Raw genomic sequence first — 18,795 nt, forward strand, 5'->3', positions numbered from 1 at the left:
CGCCTGAACGGGTGAACTCGGCCGCCGCGCGTCATTCCCGGAGCGGCTTTCCCTCTCGTTTCGTGTGGCGGTGACCGGCCGGCACGCCCCCCGACCGGCCGGTCACCGCTTCGCCCGTCTGCGGCGGCGAGGCGAATGGCGCCGCGGGGCGCCGCCCGGGACACTGGTCCGGTGCGCATTCCCCTTCCCCGGACCGAAACGTGACCCCTGAACTGGCCGAGCTGGCCGCCGCCCACGGAGTCGCCACCCGCTACGAAAACGCCGACCAAGTCGAAGTACAGGTAGACCCCGACGTCGTGATCGCGGTATTGGCGCAGTTGGACGTCGACGCCGGTACTCCACAGGCAATTCAGCGAGAATTGGCCGCGGTGCGAGAAGCCGGCGCGTCGCACGTGCTGCCGCCGACCGTCGTGGTGCGCGCCGGGCAAGAACGCGAACTCGGCCAAACCGCGACCGTCGAACTCGAAGACGGCACAACGCGTGACGTCGGCGCCACACTTCCGGCTGACCTTCCGCTCGGCTGGCACCGGATCGTGACCGCGGAGCAACGGGTTTCGCTGGCCGTCGTCCCGGACCGGCTGCCCGCCGTGCCGCCCGCGTGGGGCTGGATGCTCCAGCTGTACGCACTGCATTCCGAGCGGTCGTGGGGGATGGGCGATTTCGGCGACCTCGCCGAGATGGCGTCCCGGTCGGCCGCCGAACTGGGCGCGGGCGTGCTGCTCGTCAACCCGGTACAGGCGCCCGCCCCGGCGCATCCGGTCGAACGGTCGCCGTATTCGCCCTCCAGCCGCCGGTTCGCGAACCCGCTGTACCTGCGGGTGACCGACACCGAAGCGTTCGCCCGCGCCGACGAGGACACCCGGCGGCGGGTGCGAGCGCTCGCGCCGGATCCGATCGGCGAACTGATCGACTACGACGCCGTGTGGACCGCGAAACGGGCCGCGCTGGAACTAGTGCGCCCGTACCATCCGCACCCGGTCGAACTGGACGACGACCTTCGCGATTTCGCCGCGTTCGGCGCGCTCGCCGAGGTGCACGGCGGCGATTGGCGCGAGTGGCCCGAGCCGTTGCGCGATCCCGGCAGTGCCGAGACGGCCGCCGCGCGCGAGGAACTGGCCGAGCGGATCGAGTTCCACGGCTGGCTTCAGCAGCTTTGCCACGAGCAGCTCGACGCCGTCCGCCGCGCCGCGCGCGCGGCGGGCATGCCGGTCGGCGTCGTGCACGATCTGCCGGTCGGCGTGCATCCCGGCGGCGCGGACACCTGGGCGCTGCGGGACGTCTTCGCCGCGCAGGTGCGGGTCGGCGCGCCGCCGGACGCGTTCAACCAGCAGGGCCAGGACTGGAATCTGCCGCCGTGGCGGCCGGACCGGCTCGCCGAAGCCGGGTACGCGCCGTTCCGCGACGTTGTGCGCGGCGTGTTGCGGCACGCCGACGGCATCCGCGTGGACCACGTCGCCGGGATGTGGCGGCTGTGGTGGATTCCGCCGGGCGAACCGGCCGGTCGCGGCACGTACGTGCACTACGACGCCGAAGCGATGCTCGGCGTGCTCGCGCTGGAAGCGCACCGCGCGGGCGCGGTCGTGGTGGGGGAGGATCTCGGCACCGTCGAGGACACCGTCACCGAAACCATGCACGAGCGCGGCCTGCTCAGCTCCGCGGTGCTGTGGTTCCAGCGCGACTGGGACGCGCCCGGCAAGCCGTTCGTCCGCCCGGACCGCTGGGATCCGGACGCGATGGCCAGTATTTCGACGCACGACCTGCCGACCGTGTCCGGCTGGTTCGCCGCCGAGCACGTCCGGGTCCGCGCCGAGCTCGGCCAGCTCGACCGTCCGGTGGAGCAGGAGTACGCCGAGGCGGCGGCCGAACGCCGCGCGTTGCTCGAAGTGGTTGCGAGCGAAGGAATTCCGGACGACGACTTGGTGGTCGCCGTGCACACTCTGCTCGCTTCGGCGGCGTCGCGGCTGGTGCTCACCGCGCCGGCGGACGTCGTCGGCGAACGGCGCCAGCCGAATCTGCCGGGCACTGTGGACGAGTACCCTAACTGGCGCATCCCCCTTCCCGTCACCGTCGACGGGTTCTTCGCCGACCCGCGGGTGCGGGCGGCGGTCGCCCCGCTGGCCGCGGCCCGCCCGCTGCGCTGAACACCCGAAAAGCCCGTCCGGACAACGAATACCGATGCCCAAGGAGAAGCCCTGTGCGGCCCTGGCCCGGAAAGCCCTACCCGCTCGGCGCGACCTACGACGGCGTGGGGACGAACTTCGCGCTGTTCTCCGAAGTCGCCGAGCACGTCGATCTCTGCCTGTTCGATGACGAGGGCAACGAAACCCGCTCGCGGCTGGAAGAGGTCGACGGCTTCGTCCACCACGGCTACCTGCTCGGCGTCGGCCCCGGGCAGCGGTACGGATTCCGCGTGCACGGGCCGTACGACCCGAGCCGCGGGCAGCGCTGCAACCCGAGCAAGCTGCTGATCGACCCGTACGCCAAGGCGCTGTCCCGCGGCGTGGACTGGTCCGAGGCGCTGTTCAGCTACCGCTTCGACGACCCGGAACAGCTCAACGAGGACGATTCGGCGGGGCACGTGCCGTATTCGCTCGTGGTGAGCCCGTTCTTCGACTGGGCCAACGACCGCGCGCCGCGCGTGCCCTACCACGAAACCGTCATTTACGAGACGCACGTGCGCGGCATGACGATGACGCACCCGTTCGTGCCCGAGCGGCTGCGCGGCACGTACGCCGGGCTGGCGCACCCGGCGGTGGTCGAGCACCTGCAGAAGCTCGGCGTGACCACGGTGGAGCTGATGCCGGTGCACCAGTTCGTCACCGACCACGGCCTCGACGAGAAAGGCCTGCGCAACTACTGGGGTTACAACACGATCGGGTACTTCGCGCCGCATGACGGGTACGCCGCGATGCCGGGCCGCGGCGAGCAGGTGCAGGAGTTCAAGGGCATGGTCCGCGCCCTGCACGAGGCCGGCATCGAGGTGATCCTCGACGTCGTCTACAACCACACCGCCGAAGGCAACCACCTCGGCCCGACGCTGTCCATGCGCGGCATCGACAACGAGGCGTACTACCGCCTGGTCGAGGACGATCCGCAGTACTACATGGACTACACCGGCACCGGGAATTCGCTCAACGTGCGCAGCCCGCACACGCTGCAGCTGATCATGGATTCGCTGCGGTACTGGGTGACCGAGATGCACGTGGACGGCTTCCGGTTCGACCTCGCCTCCGCGCTGGCCCGCGAGTTCTACGACGTCGACCGGCTGTCGACGTTCTTCGACCTCGTGCAGCAGGACCCGATCGTGAGCCAGGTGAAGCTGATCGCCGAACCGTGGGACGTCGGGCCGGGCGGCTACCAGGTCGGCAACTTCCCGCCGCTGTGGACGGAATGGAACGGGCAGTACCGCGACACCGTGCGCGATTTCTGGCGCGGCGAACCGTCCACCCTCGGCGAGTTCGCTTCGCGGATCACCGGTTCGTCGGATCTGTACCAGGACGACGGCCGCCGCCCGTTCGCGTCGATCAACTTCGTCACCGCGCACGACGGCTTCACGCTCGCCGACCTGGTGTCCTACAACGAAAAGCACAACGAGGCCAACGGCGAGGACAACCGCGACGGCGCGGACGACAACCGGTCGTGGAACTGCGGCGTCGAGGGCCCGACGGACGACGAAGACGTCCTCGCGCTGCGCGCCCGGCAGCGGCGGAACCTGCTCGCCACGCTGCTGCTGTCGCAGGGCGTGCCGATGCTGCTGCACGGCGACGAACTCGGCCGCACCCAGCAGGGCAACAACAACGCCTACTGCCAGGACACCGAACTGTCCTGGATGGACTGGGAACTCGCCGCGGAGAACGCCGATCTGGTCGGGTTCACCGCCGCGCTCGCCGAGTTCCGCAAGGCGCATCCGGTGTTCCGCCGCCGCCGGTTCTTCCAGGGCAAGCCGGTGCGCAAGGGCGAGGAACTGGGCGACATCGCCTGGTTCACCCCGGCGGGCGAGGAGATGACCGAGCAGAACTGGGACGACGCGTTCGGCAAGTCCGTGGTGATTTTCCTGAACGGGGAAGGGATCCCGGACCTCGACCCGCGCGGGATGCCGGTGTCCGACGATTCGTTCCTGCTCGCGTTCAACGCGCACTGGGAGGACATCGCGATGACCCTGCCGGGCAACGGCTACGGTCGCGAATGGACAGTCGTGGTGGACACCGAGACCGGGGCGGTCGGGCACAGCGACGTCGAACCGGTCGAAGGCGGCGGCAAGTTCACGCTCGCCGCGCGTTCGCTGGTGGTTCTGCAGCGCACGGCGAAGGAAAGCGAATGAGCACGCCGTCCTCGACCTACCGGGTGCAGTTGCGGCCGGAGTTCGGCTTCGCCGACGCCGCCGCGATCGTGGAGTACTTGCGCGAGCTGGGCGTCGGCGCGTTGTACGGCTCGCCGATGCTCGACGCGACGCCTGGGTCCACGCACGGTTACGACGTCACCGATCCGACGCGCGCCCGGGGCGAACTGGGCGGCGAAGAAGCGCGAAAGGCGTTGGCGGCGCGGCTGAGGGACGCCGGGCTCGGGTTCGTGGTGGACATCGTGCCGAACCACATGTCGGTCGAGGTCGCGAAAGCGAACCAGTGGTGGTGGGACGTTCTCCGGAACGGCCGGGATTCGCCGTACGCGCCGTTTTTCGACATCGACTGGAGCCGCGGCCGGCTGCTGCTTCCGGTGCTCGGGAACGACAACGACGAGCTGGCCATCGAAGGTGACGAGCTCGTCTACTACGACCACCGGTTCCCGATCGCACCCGGCACCGGCGGCGGCGCACCGGCCGACGTGCACGCGCGCCAGCATTACGAGCTGGTCGGCTGGCGGCGCGGCAACCGGGAGCTGAACTACCGGCGGTTCTTCGACATCACCACCCTGGCCGCGGTCACCGTCGAGCGGCCGGAGGTGTTCGCCGACACGCACGGCGAGGTGCTGCGCTGGGTGTCCGACGGCGACGTCACCGGCCTGCGCGTGGACCATCCGGACGGCCTCGCCGACCCCGGCGGCTACTTCCGGCGGCTCCGCGAGGGCGCGCCCGGGGCGTGGCTGGTGGCGGAGAAGATCCTGCACCCGGGCGAGGCGCTGCCGCAGAGCTGGCCGGTGGACGGGACCACCGGATACGACGCGCTGCGCGAGATCACCGGTGTGTTCGTGGATCCGGCGGCGGGGTCGGTGTTCACCCGGCTCGCCGCCGGGCAAGGCGTGCGCACCGACTATCACGCGGTCGAGGAAAACGCGCGGAGGCTGGTGACCGACGGCATCCTGGTCGCCGAGGTGCACCGGATCGCGGCGCTGCTCCCAGGCGTGGACGCCGAGGCGGCCCGCGCCGCCGTCGCCGAGGTGATGATCGCGTTCCCGGTCTACCGCTCCTACCTTCCCGAGGGAGCCGGCCACTGGGCGACCGCCGTCGCGCGGGCACGCAAGCGGCGGCCGGAGCTGGCCCCGGCGCTCGAAGCGCTCGACAGCCAGGTGCGCGGCGCGCCGGAGGGCGAGCTGGCGACGCGGATCCAGCAGACGTCGGGCATGGTCGTCGCGAAGGGCACCGAGGACACGACCTTCTACCGGTTCACCCGGTTCGCCGCGCTGAACGAGGTCGGCGGCAACCCGGACCGATTCGGGCTGAGCACCGGGGAATTCCACCCGCTGGCCGCGGGCCGGGCGGCCGCGGCCCCGGCGACGATGACCACGCTGACCACTCACGACACGAAGCGGTCGGAGGACACTCGCGCCCGGATGGCCGCGCTGTCGGAGGTCGCGGACGAGTTCGCCGTCGCGGTCCGCCGCTGGACGGCCGCGCGCGGGATCGACGAGCCAGCGCTGAATCTCCTGGCCTGGCAGACGCTTGTGGGCGCGTGGCCGATCTCGCCGGAGCGGCTGCGCGACTACCTCGACAAGGCCGCCAAGGAAGCGAAACTCCGCACCTCCTGGACCGAGCACGACGAGGACTTCGAACGCGCGGTCGCCGAGTGGCCGTCCGCGGTGCTCGGCGACGCCGACTTGGCGGCGGATGTCGAGCGTTTCGTCAAGCGGGTGCGCGGCGCGGGCTGGGCGAATTCGCTGGGGCAGAAGCTGCTGCAGCTGGCCGGGCCCGGTGTGCCGGACGTCTACCAGGGCACCGAGCTGTGGGACTACTCGCTCGTCGATCCGGACAACCGCCGCGCGGTCGACTACACCGTCCGTCGCTCGTTGCTCGACCGGATCCGGGCTGGTGAACAGCCGGAGGTCGACGAGACCGGCGCGGCGAAACTGCTGGTGGTGCACCACGCGCTGACCCTGCGCCGGGACCGGCCGGAGCTCTTCACCGGATACCGGCCGTTGCAGGCTGAAGGCGTTGCCGCGGAACACCTTCTGGCCTTCGAACGCGGCGAGGGCCTGACCGCGGCGGTCACGCGGCTGCCGCTGGGACTGGAACGGGCGGGCGGCTGGCGCGACACCGTCCTGCCGCTCCGCACTGGTGAATGGACCGACGTGCTGACCGGCCGCGGAGTCGGCGACACCCCGCGGGCGGCCGAACTTTTCCGGAGGTACCCGGTGGCTTTGCTGGTGCGCTCGTGAGGGGCGATGCCGGTTCTCACCGGGACAACCACGCACGAGCTTTTACTGTCTGGGCCCCCGCCGCCGACCGCGTCCGCATCCAGGTCGACGGCGTCGTCCACGACATGACCCCCACCGCCGGCGGCTGGTGGCGGTCAGACGCGACCGGCACCGACTACGCCTTCCTGCTCGACGACGACGCGCGCCCGCTGCCGGACCCGCGCTCGCTGCGCCAGCCGAACGGCGTCCACGAAGCATCACGCGTCTACGACCATTCCGCCTTCGCGTGGACCGACCAGGCGTGGACCGGACGGCAGCTGCCCGGCGGCGTGGTCTACGAACTGCACGTCGGCACCTTCACCGAGGCAGGCACGTTCGACGCGGTCGCCGACCGGCTCGGGCACCTGGTCGACCTCGGCGTCACGCACGTCGAACTGCTGCCGGTGAACTCCTTCGACGGCACCGCGGGCTGGGGCTACGACGGCGTCCTGTGGGGCGCGGCGCACGAACCGTACGGCGGTCCCGACGGGCTGAAGCGCCTGGTCGACGCGTGTCATGCCCGCGGGCTCGCGGTCCTGCTCGACGTCGTCTACAACCACCTCGGCCCGTCCGGCGCCTACCTCGACCGGTTCGGCCCGTACTTCGCCGGCCGCACCGACTGGGGCGCCGGGCTGAACCTCGACGGCCCGGGTTCGGACGAGGTCCGCCGCTACGTCATCGACAACGCGCTGGGCTGGCTGCGCGACTTCCACTTCGACGGCCTCCGCCTGGACGCCGTGCACGCGCTGGTCGACAACCGCGCCGTGCACCTGCTGGAGGACCTCTCCGCCGAGGTCGACGCGCTGTCGGCGGCTCTGAACCGTCCGCTGACGCTGATCGCCGAGTCCGACCAGAACGACCCCAAGCTCGTCACCACGCGTGACGCCGGCGGCTACGGCCTGCACGCGCAGTGGTCCGACGACCTGCACCACGCGCTGCACGTCCGGCTCACCGGCGAAACCACCGGCTACTACACCGATTTCGCCGAGCCCGGCGCGCTGGCCAAGACCCTGCGGGAGGCGTTCTTCCACGCCGGGACCTGGTCGTCGTTCCGCTCCCGCGGCCACGGCCGCCCGCTGGACCGGCGCGTCGCCCCCGGCCACCGGTTCCTGGCCTACGTGCAGGACCACGACCAGATCGGCAACCGCGCGACCGGCGACCGGCTGTCCGCGACCGTTTCGCCCGGCCTGCTCGCCTGCGGCGCGGCGGTGGTGTTCTGCTCGCCGTTCACGCCGATGCTGTTCATGGGGGAGGAGTGGGCCGCGGAGACGCCGTGGCAGTTCTTCGCGTCGTTCCCGGACCCCGAACTGGCCGAGGCCGTCCGGACCGGCAGGCGCCGCGAGTTCGCCCGGCACGGCTGGGGCGAGACGGACGTACCGGACCCGATGGACCCGGCCACCGTCGCCCGCTCCCGGCTCGACTGGACCGAACCGGGCAAACCGGGCCACCGCGAGATCCTCGGCCTGTACCGGACGCTGATCCGCCTTCGCCGGGAACACCCGGACCTGACCGACCCCCGGCTGGACCGCGTCGTCGTGGAGACCGCGGCGGACGACGCGTGGCTGGTCCTGCACCGGGGCGGACTGCGGCTGGCGTGCAACTTCGGGGCGAAGCCGGTCGAGGTTCCGGTGGCGGGGGAGGTGCTGGCGTCGTGGGGAAATCCCGCGGTCGGCGAGGGTGCGACGGCGCTGCCCGCGGAGTCGTTCGTTCTGGTCGCGACCCGGTGCGGCGCGGCGGCGGCGTCGTGAGCGCCTCGGCGACCAGGTACCGGTGACGGGCCTGGAGCACCACACCGTGCGGCTCGACGGTCCGGGCGGCTTCGCGCGGCCCGGCTTCTTGCCTGGTGAGGCCGGTAAGCCGGGTGCGGTACCCGCCGACCAGCATGCCGTGGTTCCACTGACAAAACCTGTCCGGAATCCCGAGGTCGAGGGGCACGCCCGGCCCGCGACCCCTGCTGGCGCTGCCATCGGCCCAGGTCACCACCCCTGCTCCGGGCAAGTTCAGCCAAGCGCCGGAGCCCGCCGCGGCCCCGGGTTTGAAAAGATCGGCGCATGGCACAGCGACCCGCATCCGACAACCAGGTCCTCGCCGGACGTCCGTTTCCGCTCGGCGCCCACCCGGAGGCGGGCGGCGTCCGGTTCGCGGTGACGTCCGCCGTCGCCGAGGCGGTCGAGGTGTGTCTCATCGGCGACGACGGTTCCGAACGACGGATCGAGCTGACGGAACGCACGTTCGGCGTCTGGCACGGGCTCGTCCCGGGTGTCACGGTCGGTCAGCGCTACGGCTACCGCGTGCACGGTCCGTACGACCCGGCGCACGGCTACCGCTGCAACCCGGCCAAGCTCCTCGTCGACCCGTACGCACGCCGGATCGACGGCAAGCTCGCCAGCCTGCACGCCGCGCAGGGCTTCACCGGCGACCCCGAGCGCGGCCCGATGTCCACTGTGGACTCCCTGGGCGCGGTGCCGCTGTCGGTGGTCACCTCGCCGGGCGGGCAGGACACCGGCAGCAAGCCCGAGGTGCCGTTCGAGGAATCGGTGATCTGCGAACTGCACGTGAAGGGGTTCACCCAGCAGCATCCGTTCATCCCGGAAGCGCTGCGCGGCACGTACCTCGGCCTCGCGCACCCGGTCGTGATCGAGCACCTGACCCGGCTCGGCGTGACGACCGTCGAACTGCTGCCGGTGCACGCGTTCGCCGACGAGCCCGCGCTGATCCGCTCGGGGCGGCACAACTACTGGGGCTACTCGCCGCTGGGCTACTTCGCGCCGCACGCCGGGTACGCGAGCGAGCCGGGTCGCGAGGTCGAGGAGTTCCGCACGATGGTGGCGGCCCTGCACGCGGCCGGCATCGAGGTGCTGCTCGACGTCGTGTTCAACCACACCTGCGAAGGCGGCCCGGACGGCCCGACGCTCTCGCTGCGCGGCCTCGACGCCCCGGCGTACTACCTGCACACCCGCCGCGGCCATCTGGCCGACCTCACCGGCTGCGGCAACACCCTCGACGCTGGTTCGCCGACGGTCGTCCGGCTGGTCACCGACTCGCTGCGGTACTGGACGCAGGAGATGGGCGTCGACGGGTTCCGTTTCGACCTGGCGAGCACGCTCGGCCGCCCGCGCGGCGAGATGTTCGACCGCGAGTCCACGATGCTCACCGCGATCACCGCCGACCCGGTGCTGTCGCGCTGCAAGCTGATCGCCGAACCGTGGGACGCGACCGGCGAGGGCTACCGCGTCGGCGACTTCGGCGCGCAGTGGGCCGAGTGGAACGGCCGCTACCGCGACACCGTCCGCGACTTCTGGCGCGGCGCGACCGGCGTGCGCGACCTCGCGTACCGGCTGTCCGGCTCGTCGGATCTGTACGACCACAACCTGCGCCGGCCGTGGCAGTCGATCAACTTCGTCACCGCCCACGACGGCTTCACGCTGCGGGACCTGGTGTCCTACAACGAAAAGCACAACGAGGCCAATGGCGAGGACAACCGCGACGGCACGAACGACAACCGCTCGTGGAACCACGGCGCGGAGGGCGAGACCGACGACGCGGCGATCGTCGCGCTGCGCACCCGCCAGGCGCGCAACCTGTTCGCGACGCTGCTGCTGTCCACCGGCACCCCGATGTTCACCGCGGGCGACGAGATGTGGCGGACCCAGCACGGCAACAACAACGCCTACTGCCTCGACGACGAAACGTCGTGGATCGACTGGACCCCGACCGAGGCGTCCGAGCCGATGCTCGACTTCGCCCGCCGCGTGGTCCGGCTGCGCGCGCACAGCCCGGCGCTGCGGCAGCCGGAGTTCTTCGAGGGCCGCACCACGGTCACCGGCAAGCCCGACCTCGTCTGGTTCCGCCCGGACGGCGAGGAATTCGACGAGATCGACTGGTTCGACGAGGACCGCCGCACGCTCTGCATGTGGATCGACGGCTCGAACAGCCAGGCGCGCAATCGCGAGGGCGCGCTCGTCACCGACCACTCGTGGCTGCTCGTGCTGCACGCGGGGGCCGAACCGGCGGAGATCGTGCTGCCCGGCCCGGAGTACGGAGAGACCTTCAAGCCCACTTTGGACACCAGCACCGCCGACGGCACCCCGGCCGGCCCCGGCGTGCTGGAGCCGAAGGCTCGGATCACGGTCGAGGCGCGGTCGCTGCTTTTGCTGCGCGCGCCGCGGGACACGGTGGAGATCCCGCAGCTGTAACCCGCCTCGCGGAGATCCTTCACCGACGGCGACGCACGCTTCGGACATCCGCGCCGATACTCGCGGGTAATCACCGGAACGCGCCGTCGATTGTTAACGCGATTCGGCGTGCGTGTTGCGGGCGGGAGACGGGAATGCGTCCGGGAGTTCCGCCGAATGGGCGCGTTTCGCCCGGCCGGGTGGCGGGAAAATCAGAAAAAGGCCCCGCTGTCAACGGCTTTGGAGGAATCAGGCACACTGACCGTACTCGCGGAAGCACCTTCCGGCCACTCTCCCACCCACCGTGAAAAAGGGGCATCGCCATGACCGGCAGGCTCGGGATCGACGACGTCGCACCCATGGTCAGCTGCGGCCGGTATCCGGCCAAAGCCGTTGCGGGCGAACATTTCCCCGTCACCGCCACGGTCTGGCGGGAGGGCCACGACGCGGTCGCCGCGACGGTCGCCTGGCGCGGTCCGGGCGACCGCGCCGCGCGCCAGACGCGGATGGCCGGGCAGGGCCGCGGGCTCGACCGGTTCGGCGCGGTGATCGTGCCCGACGCCGAGGGCATGTGGACCTACCGGGTGGACGCGTGGAGCGATCCGTGGGCCACCTGGGAACACGCGGTCGAGGTGAAGATCGCCGCCGGGCAGGGGCCGGGGGAGCTGGCGAACGACCTGGAAAGCGGGGCGCTGCTGCTCGACCGCGTCTCCCGCCGCCCGGAGCGCCGGGCGCAGCGCCCGCTGCTCGCCGCGGCCGCGGCCGCGCTGCGCGAGGGCGGACGCGATCTCGCCGAGCGCGTCGGACCGGCGCTCTCGCCCGAGGTCCGCCAGCTCATGCACGATTTCCCGGTGCGCGAGCTGATCACCAAGGGCCGCGTGCTGAAGCTGTGGGTCGACCGCAAACGCGCCGCTTTCGGTTCCTGGTACGAATTCTTCCCCCGGTCCACCGGCGGGGTCGACGCGCAGGGCCGCGCGGTGCACGGCACCTTCGCCACCGCCGAGCGCGAGCTGGACCGCGTCGCGGGCATGGGTTTCGACGTCGTCTACCTGCCGCCGGTGCACCCCATCGGCCGGGTGAACCGCAAGGGCCCCAACAACACTCTCGCCGCGACGCCCGGCGACGTCGGCTCGCCGTGGGCGATCGGCGCGGACGAGGGCGGGCACGACGCGATCCACCCGGAGCTGGGCACGATCGAGGACTTCGACTCGTTCGTGGCGCGCGCGGAGGATCTCGGCCTGGAGGTCGCGCTCGACCTCGCGCTGCAGGCCGCGCCGGACCACCCGTGGGTGGTCAAGTACCCGGAGTTCTTCACCACCCGTCCCGACGGCACCATCGCGTACGCGGAGAACCCGCCGAAGAAGTACCAGGACATCTATCCGGTCAACTTCGACAACGACCCGCGCGGCATCTACGACGAGGTGCTGCGCGTCGTGCTGCACTGGGTGTCGCACGGGGTGCGGATCTTCCGGGTCGACAACCCGCACACCAAGCCGCCGGACTTCTGGGCGTGGCTGATCCAGTCGGTGAAGGACGCGCATCCGGACGTGCTGTTCCTCGCCGAGGCGTTCACCCGCCCGGCCCGGCTGTGGGGACTGGCGAAGCTCGGTTTCACCCAGAGCTACACGTATTTCACCTGGCGCACCACGAAACAGGAGCTGACCGAGTTCGGCACGGACCTCGTCGAGCACTGGGACCACGGCCGGCCGAACCTGTTCGTGAACACTCCGGACATCCTGCACGAATCGCTGCAGCACGGCGGTCCGGGCATGTTCGCGCTGCGCGCCGCGCTCGCCGCGACGATGTCGCCCACCTGGGGCGTGTACTCCGGCTACGAGCTGTTCGAATCCGAGGCGGTGCGGCCGGGCAGCGAGGAGTACCTCGATTCCGAGAAGTACCAGCTCCGCCCGCGAGACTACGCTCGCGCGCTGGCCGAGGGCCGTTCGCTGGAACCGTGGCTGGCCCGGCTCAACGCCGTCCGCCGCGCGCATCCGGCGCTGCAGGGCATGCGATCGCTGCGCTTTCACCACATCGACAACGACTCCCTGCTCGCTTACTCCAAACAGGACCCGGCGACCGGCGACACAGTCGTCGCCGTGGTGAACCTCGACCCGCACAACGCGCGGGAGGGCACGCTCTGGCTCGACCTGCCCGCGCTCGGCTTCGACTGGTCCGAGCGGCTCATCGCGCACGACGAGGTCACCGGCGAGACGTGGGACTGGGGCCAGGCGAACTTCGTCCGGCTCGAACCGTGGCGGGCGGTGGCGCACATCGTGGCGCTGCGCCGCAGGCTCGCGGCCTGACGCCGCGGTTTCTCCGGCCCGGGCGGTTATCCCGGCGCCGATCGGGATAACCACTGTTCAGCACACGCGACTCAGGACAAGGTGGAACGGATGGACGAGGAGAGCCGGCCCGGCGCCGCGGCGGGACTGGCGGGCGTGCCGCACACCGGGGAGGCGGTGACCGCCGACGGCATGCTGGTCGAGCCGCAGGCGGACGACTTCGCGCACGCGCACGCGGCGCCGAAGGACCCGGAATGGTTCAAGAGCGCGGTGTTCTACGAGGTGCTGGTGCGCGCGTTCGCCGATTCGAACGGCGACGGCACCGGCGACCTGCGCGGGCTGGCGGGCAGGCTGGACTACCTCGAATGGCTCGGGGTGGACTGCCTGTGGCTGCCGCCGTTCTACGCCTCGCCGCTGCGCGACGGCGGCTACGACATCAGCGATTTCCGGGCCGTGCTGCCGGAATTCGGCAGCGTCGAGGACTTCGTCTACCTGCTCGACGAGGCCCACCGGCGCGGCATCCGGGTGATCACCGACCTGGTGCTCAACCACACCTCCGACGCGCATCCGTGGTTCCATCAGTCGCGCTCGGACCCGGACGGCCCGTACGGCGACTACTACGTGTGGAGCGACGACGATTCCCGCTATGCCGACGCGCGGATCATCTTCGTCGACACCGAAACGTCGAACTGGACCTACGATCCGGTGCGCGGCCAGTTCTACTGGCACCGGTTCTTCGCCCACCAGCCGGACCTCAACTACGAGAACCCGGCCGTGCAGGACGCGATGATCGACGTGCTGCGGTTCTGGCTCGACATCGGCATCGACGGCTTCCGCCTCGACGCCGTGCCGTACCTGTTCGAACAGGAAGGCACGAACTGCGAGAACCTGCCGCGCACGCACGATTTCCTCAAGCGCTGCCGCAAAGTCGTCGACGACGAGTACCCCGGCCGGATCCTGCTGGCCGAGGCGAACCAGTGGCCCAGCGACGTGGTGGAGTACTTCGGCGACGCGGAGTCCGGCGGCGACGAATGCCACATGGCGTTCCACTTCCCGCTGATGCCGCGGATCTTCATGGCGGTGCGCCGGGAATCGCGGTTCCCGATCTCGGAGATCCTGCTGCAGACGCCGCAGATCCCGTCCGGCACGCAGTGGGGCATCTTCCTGCGCAACCACGACGAGCTGACGCTGGAGATGGTCAGCGACGAAGAGCGCGACTACATGTACTCCGAGTACGCCAAGGACCCGCGGATGAAGGCCAACATCGGCATCCGCCGCAGGCTGGCCCCGCTGCTGGACAACGACCGCAACCAGCAGGAGCTGTTCACCGCGCTGCTGCTGTCGCTGCCCGGGTCGCCGGTGCTGTACTACGGCGACGAGATCGGCATGGGCGACAACATCTGGCTCGGCGACCGTGACGCCGTCCGCACCCCGATGCAGTGGACGCCCGACCGCAACGCCGGGTTCTCCACCTGCGATCCCGGCCGCATCTACCTGCCGGTGATCATGGACCCGGTGTACGGGCACCAGGCGCTGAACGTCGAGGCGCAGGGCGACAACGCGGCGTCGCTGCTGAACTGGACGCGCCGGATGATCGAGGTCCGCAAGCAGCACCACGCGTTCGGCCAGGGCGATTTCACCGACCTCGGCGGCTCGAACCCGAGCGTGCTGGCCTACCAGCGCCGGTGGCTGCGCCCGGACGGCCGCGAGGACGTCGTGCTGTGCGTCAACAACCTGTCCCGGTTCCCGCAGCCGGTGGAGCTGGACCTGTCCGCGCACCGGGGCGCGACGCCGGTCGAGCTGACCGGCGGGGTGCGCTTCCCGGACATCGGCGAGCTGCCGTACCTTCTCACCCTGCCCGGGCACGGGTTCTACTGGTTCCAGCTGCTCGAGCCGGAAGAATGAGGTGAGTCCGCTGCCGCACCACGGTTCCCCGCCCGTCCTGTCCGAGCTGTCCGGCGCGCTGAGCGCCCTGCTGCCGGACTGGCTGCCCGCGCAGCGCTGGTTCGCGGGCAAGGACCGCCCGATCGACGCGGTGCGCCCGGCCGGCCTCACCGTTTTGGCCGGTCCGGATCCGCTGCTGGTGCACGCGGTCGTCGACGTGGTGCAGGGCGACCGCGTCGAGCCGTACCAGCTGCTGGTGGGCCGCCGGTCCGGGATTCCCGAGGTCGCGTCGGCCGCGGTGCTCGGCGAGCGGTTCTACGAGGCGAGCGGCGACGCGGACCTCACCGGCGGGCTGCTGGACCGGATGGCGGCGGGCGGCTCGGCCGGGCCGCTGCGGTTCGCGGCGGAGCCGGACGCGACGCTCGAACCCGGGCTGCGCTCGCGGCCGATCACCTCCGAGCAGAGCAACACGTCGCTGGTGTACGGCGGTCAGTACATCCTCAAGCTGTTCCGCAAGCTCAGCCCGGGCCTGAACAAGGACCTGCTGCTGCACCGCGCGCTGCAGGAGGCGGGCTGCGAGCACGTGGCGCGCGTGGTCGGGTCGATCTCCGGCGAACTGCACGGCGAACCGGCGACGATGGGCATGCTGCAGGAGTTCCTGCCGGACGCGGTCGACGGCTGGGCGATGGCGACCACGAGCGTGCGGGACCTGCTGGCCGACCCGGACCGGGCCGCGGACGAGGCGGGCGGCGATTTCGCCGGCGAGGCCGAGCGGCTCGGCGTCGCGGTGGCCGAGGTGCACGCGGACCTGGCGACCGCGCTCGGCACGGAGTCCGCGGACCGCGGCGAGCTGGACCGCACGGTGCGCGCGATGACCGACCGCCTCGACCAGGTGTCCGCGATGGTCCCGGAGCTGGCCGTGCACGCGCCGGCGCTGCGCGGAGCCTTCGAGGCGGTGCGCGCGCACGAATCGCCGATCTCGATGCAGTACATCCATGGCGATCTGCACTTGGGCCAGGTGCTGCGTACCGTCAACGGATGGCTGTTGCTGGACTTCGAAGGCGAACCGGCCGCCCCGGTCGCGGAACGGCACGCGCTGCGCTCGCCGCTGCGCGACGTCGCGGGCATGCTCCGGTCGTTCGACTACGCGGCGCACCAGCGGCTCGTCGGGCAGCCCGAGAACGCGGACGTGACCCGGCACGCGATGGAATGGGCCCGGCGCAACCGCGCCGCGTTCTGCGCCGGGTACGCCCGCGCCGACGGCCCGGTCGGCGACCCGCGGGAGCACGCGTACCTGCTCCGTGCCTTTGAACTGGACAAAGCGGTGTACGAGGTCGCCTACGAGCACGCGAACCGGCCGGACTGGCTGAGCGTGCCCCTGGCGGCGATCGCCCGCAGCACCGACGGAAGCGAGTGACCCCCGTGAACGCTGTCCCCGCGGATCTGCCCTCGGCGGCGCCGTCTCCGCTCGACATCGACCGGCTGCTGGCGGGCGAGCACCACGACCCGCATTCGGTGCTCGGCGTGCACACCGTCGGCGGCGACATCGTCGTGCGCGCGCTGCGCCCGGGCGCGACGTCGGTGTCGGTCGTCGCCGGCGAGCGCCGCGTCCCGCTGGACCGCGTGGCGGACGCGCTGTTCGCCGCGACGCTGCCGGAACACCCGGGCGACTACCGGATCGAAGTCGGCTACGACAACCACACTGTCGTCACCGACGATCCGTACCGCTGGCTGCCGACAGTGGGGGAGCTGGACCAGCATCTGATCGGCGAGGGACGGCACGAGCGGCTGTGGGACGTGCTCGGCGCGCACGTGCGCCGCTACGACACCCCGAACGGCGTCGTCGAAGGCGTGTCCTTCGCGGTGTGGGCGCCGACCGCGCGCGGCGTGCGGGTGATCGGCGACTTCAACGCCTGGGAAGGCCGCGGCCACCCGATGCGCTCGCTCGGGTCCTCGGGCGTGTGGGAGCTGTTCGTCCCCGGCGTTTCGGCGGGCAGCTGCTACAAATTCCGCATCCTCGGCGCGGACGGCCATTGGCACGAGAAGGCCGACCCGATGGCGTTCGCCACCGAGGTGCCGCCCGCGACCGCGTCGAAGGTGACCGAATCGTCGTATGCCTGGGGCGACGAGGACTGGGTCGCCCGGCGCGAGGCGACCGACTGGGCGGACGCGCCGATGAGCGTGTACGAGGTGCACCTCGGCTCGTGGCGGCCCGGGCTCGGCTACCGCGAACTGGCCGACCAGCTGGCCGGCTACGTCGAGGAAACCGGCTTCACCCACGTGGAGTTCCTCCCGGTGGCCGAGCATCCGTTCGGCGGCTCGTGGGGCTACCAGGTCACGTCGTACTACGCGCCGACGTCGCGCTTCGGTTCGCCGGACGACTTCCGGTACCTGGTCGACCACCTGCACCAGCGCGGCATCGGCGTGCTCGTGGACTGGGTGCCCGCGCATTTCCCGCGCGACATCTGGGCACTGGCGCGGTTCGACGGCAGCCCGCTGTACGAGCACGAGGACCCGCGCCGCGGCGAGCAGCCGGACTGGGGCACGCTCGTGTTCAACTTCGGCCGCAACGAGGTGCGCAACTTCCTCGTCGCGAACGCGCTGTTCTGGCTGGAGGAGTACCACCTCGACGGCCTGCGCGTCGACGCGGTCGCCTCGATGCTGTACCTCGACTACTCGCGCAAGGACGGCGAGTGGCTGCCGAACCAGTACGGCGGCCGGGAAAACCTCGACGCCGTACGGTTTTTGCAGGAGCTCAACGCGACTGTCTACAAGCGACACCCGGGCGTGGTGATGGTCGCCGAGGAATCCACCGCCTGGCCCGGCGTCACCCGCCCGGCGCATCTGGGCGGCCTGGGCTTCGGTTTCAAGTGGAACATGGGGTGGATGCACGACACGCTCCGCTACCTGTCGCACGAGCCNCCCGCTCCCTGCCGCGGGAGCCGATCCACCGGGCGTACCACCACAACGAGATGACCTTCTCGCTCGTGTACGCGTGGAGCGAGAATTTCGTGCTGCCGCTGTCGCACGACGAAGTAGTGCACGGCAAGGGCTCGCTGTGGGAACGGATGCCGGGCGACGACTGGAACAAGGCCGCCGGGCTGCGCGCGCTGCTGGCCTTCATGTGGGCGCATCCGGGCAAGCAGCTGCTGTTCATGGGCGGCGAATTCGGCCAGCCGCGCGAATGGTCGGAGTCGCGGTCGCTGGACTGGCATCTGCTGGAAACCCCGCTGCACCGCGGCGTGCGCGACCTGATCCGGCAGCTGAACGCGATCTACCGGGACACCGCCGCGCTGTTCAGCGGCGACGTCCGGCCCGAGGGCTTCCGCTGGATCGACGCGAACGACTCGGCCGGGAACGTGCTGAGCTTCCTGCGCCTTGGCGCGGACGGCTCGCGGCTGGCCTGCATCGCGAACTTCGCCGGAGTGCCGCACCACGACTACCGGGTCGGCCTTCCGTCCGCGGGCCGGTGGACCGAGGCGCTGAACACCGACGCGGAGTCCTTCGGCGGTTCCGGGGTCGGGAACCTGGGCGCGGTGGAGGCGACCGAGGAGCCTTGGCACGGGCAGCCCGCGTCGGCGGTGCTGCAGCTGCCGCCGAGCGGGGTGTTGTGGCTGCTGGAGGAACGCCCCTCCGCCGACCTCGAGTCGTGATCCCCGCGCTCCGCCGCGGCAGCGGGTCGTGAGGGGTGGCCCTCACGCACCTCGGCACAGCAGTCGGCGGGGCGGTTGCCCGTCCGGCCAGCCTGAGCTGCCCGTAATCCCCTCCGTGAGCGCCGTTGCCTGCCTCCGGTCGGAAAATGACCCACGCGGCGTCTTGCCGGTGAAGGCACTGGTGGGCATACTTTG

8 protein-coding genes and 1 pseudogene are annotated in these 18,795 nt (G+C 71.0%); all 9 read left to right on the plus strand.

Features of this window, described 5'->3' with window-relative positions:
• Positions 1 to 200: 200 nt before the first annotated feature.
• The 9 genes and pseudogenes from malQ (at position 201) to glgB (ending at position 18,600) form a co-directional block, all read left to right on the plus strand.
• Positions 201 to 2,141 (plus strand): 4-alpha-glucanotransferase, encoded by a 1,941-nt coding sequence (gene malQ / locus A4R44_RS32325; protein ID WP_067589075.1) that lies wholly within the window; start codon positions 201 to 203, stop codon positions 2,139 to 2,141.
• A 53-nt stretch (positions 2,142 to 2,194) separates the two neighbouring features.
• Positions 2,195 to 4,321, plus strand: coding sequence for a glycogen debranching protein GlgX (gene glgX / locus A4R44_RS32330; RefSeq protein ID WP_067589078.1), 2,127 nt, complete (start codon positions 2,195 to 2,197; stop codon positions 4,319 to 4,321).
• Positions 4,318 to 6,588, plus strand: coding sequence for a malto-oligosyltrehalose synthase (gene treY, locus A4R44_RS32335; protein ID WP_067589080.1), 2,271 nt, complete (start codon positions 4,318 to 4,320; stop codon positions 6,586 to 6,588). Before glgX (A4R44_RS32330) ends, treY begins: the two co-directional genes overlap by 4 nt.
• The gene (gene treZ, locus A4R44_RS32340; RefSeq protein WP_067589083.1) at positions 6,585 to 8,354 is read left to right on the plus strand and encodes a malto-oligosyltrehalose trehalohydrolase; all 1,770 of its coding nucleotides are present in this window, start codon (positions 6,585 to 6,587) and stop codon (positions 8,352 to 8,354) included. The genes treY and treZ overlap by 4 nt, the downstream gene beginning before the upstream one ends.
• Positions 8,355 to 8,657: 303 nt before the next feature.
• Positions 8,658 to 10,802, plus strand: a complete 2,145-nt coding sequence (gene glgX, locus A4R44_RS32345) for a glycogen debranching protein GlgX (RefSeq protein WP_067589087.1) — start codon at positions 8,658 to 8,660, stop codon at positions 10,800 to 10,802.
• A 302-nt stretch (positions 10,803 to 11,104) separates the two neighbouring features.
• Positions 11,105 to 13,084: an alpha-1,4-glucan--maltose-1-phosphate maltosyltransferase gene (locus A4R44_RS32350; RefSeq protein ID WP_067589092.1), complete on the plus strand. Its 1,980-nt coding sequence runs from the start codon at positions 11,105 to 11,107 to the stop codon at positions 13,082 to 13,084.
• A 90-nt stretch (positions 13,085 to 13,174) separates the two neighbouring features.
• Positions 13,175 to 14,968 (plus strand): maltose alpha-D-glucosyltransferase, encoded by a 1,794-nt coding sequence (treS, locus tag A4R44_RS32355; protein WP_067589094.1) that lies wholly within the window; start codon positions 13,175 to 13,177, stop codon positions 14,966 to 14,968.
• Position 14,969: 1 nt separating this feature from the next.
• Positions 14,970 to 16,364, plus strand: a complete 1,395-nt coding sequence (locus A4R44_RS32360; protein ID WP_369805970.1) for an aminoglycoside phosphotransferase — start codon at positions 14,970 to 14,972, stop codon at positions 16,362 to 16,364.
• A gap of 5 nt (positions 16,365 to 16,369) precedes the next feature.
• Positions 16,370 to 18,600 (plus strand): annotated as a pseudogene (gene glgB / locus A4R44_RS32365) (1,4-alpha-glucan branching protein GlgB).
• Positions 18,601 to 18,795: the final 195 nt, after the last annotated feature.

This window comes from Amycolatopsis sp. M39 (genome assembly GCF_001651785.1).
Classification (GTDB): domain Bacteria; phylum Actinomycetota; class Actinomycetes; order Mycobacteriales; family Pseudonocardiaceae; genus Amycolatopsis; species Amycolatopsis rubida.

What these genes read in the sequence shown, in the direction of transcription:
- treY (WP_067589080.1), top strand. Translation starts at nt 4,318, where the DNA reads ATGAGCACGCCGTCCTCGACCTACCGGGTGCAGTTGCGGCCGGAGTTC.
- A4R44_RS32350 (WP_067589092.1), top strand. Translation starts at nt 11,105, where the DNA reads ATGACCGGCAGGCTCGGGATCGACGACGTCGCACCCATGGTCAGCTGC.
- treS (WP_067589094.1), top strand. Translation starts at nt 13,175, where the DNA reads ATGGACGAGGAGAGCCGGCCCGGCGCCGCGGCGGGACTGGCGGGCGTG.
- glgX (WP_067589087.1), top strand. Translation starts at nt 8,658, where the DNA reads ATGGCACAGCGACCCGCATCCGACAACCAGGTCCTCGCCGGACGTCCG.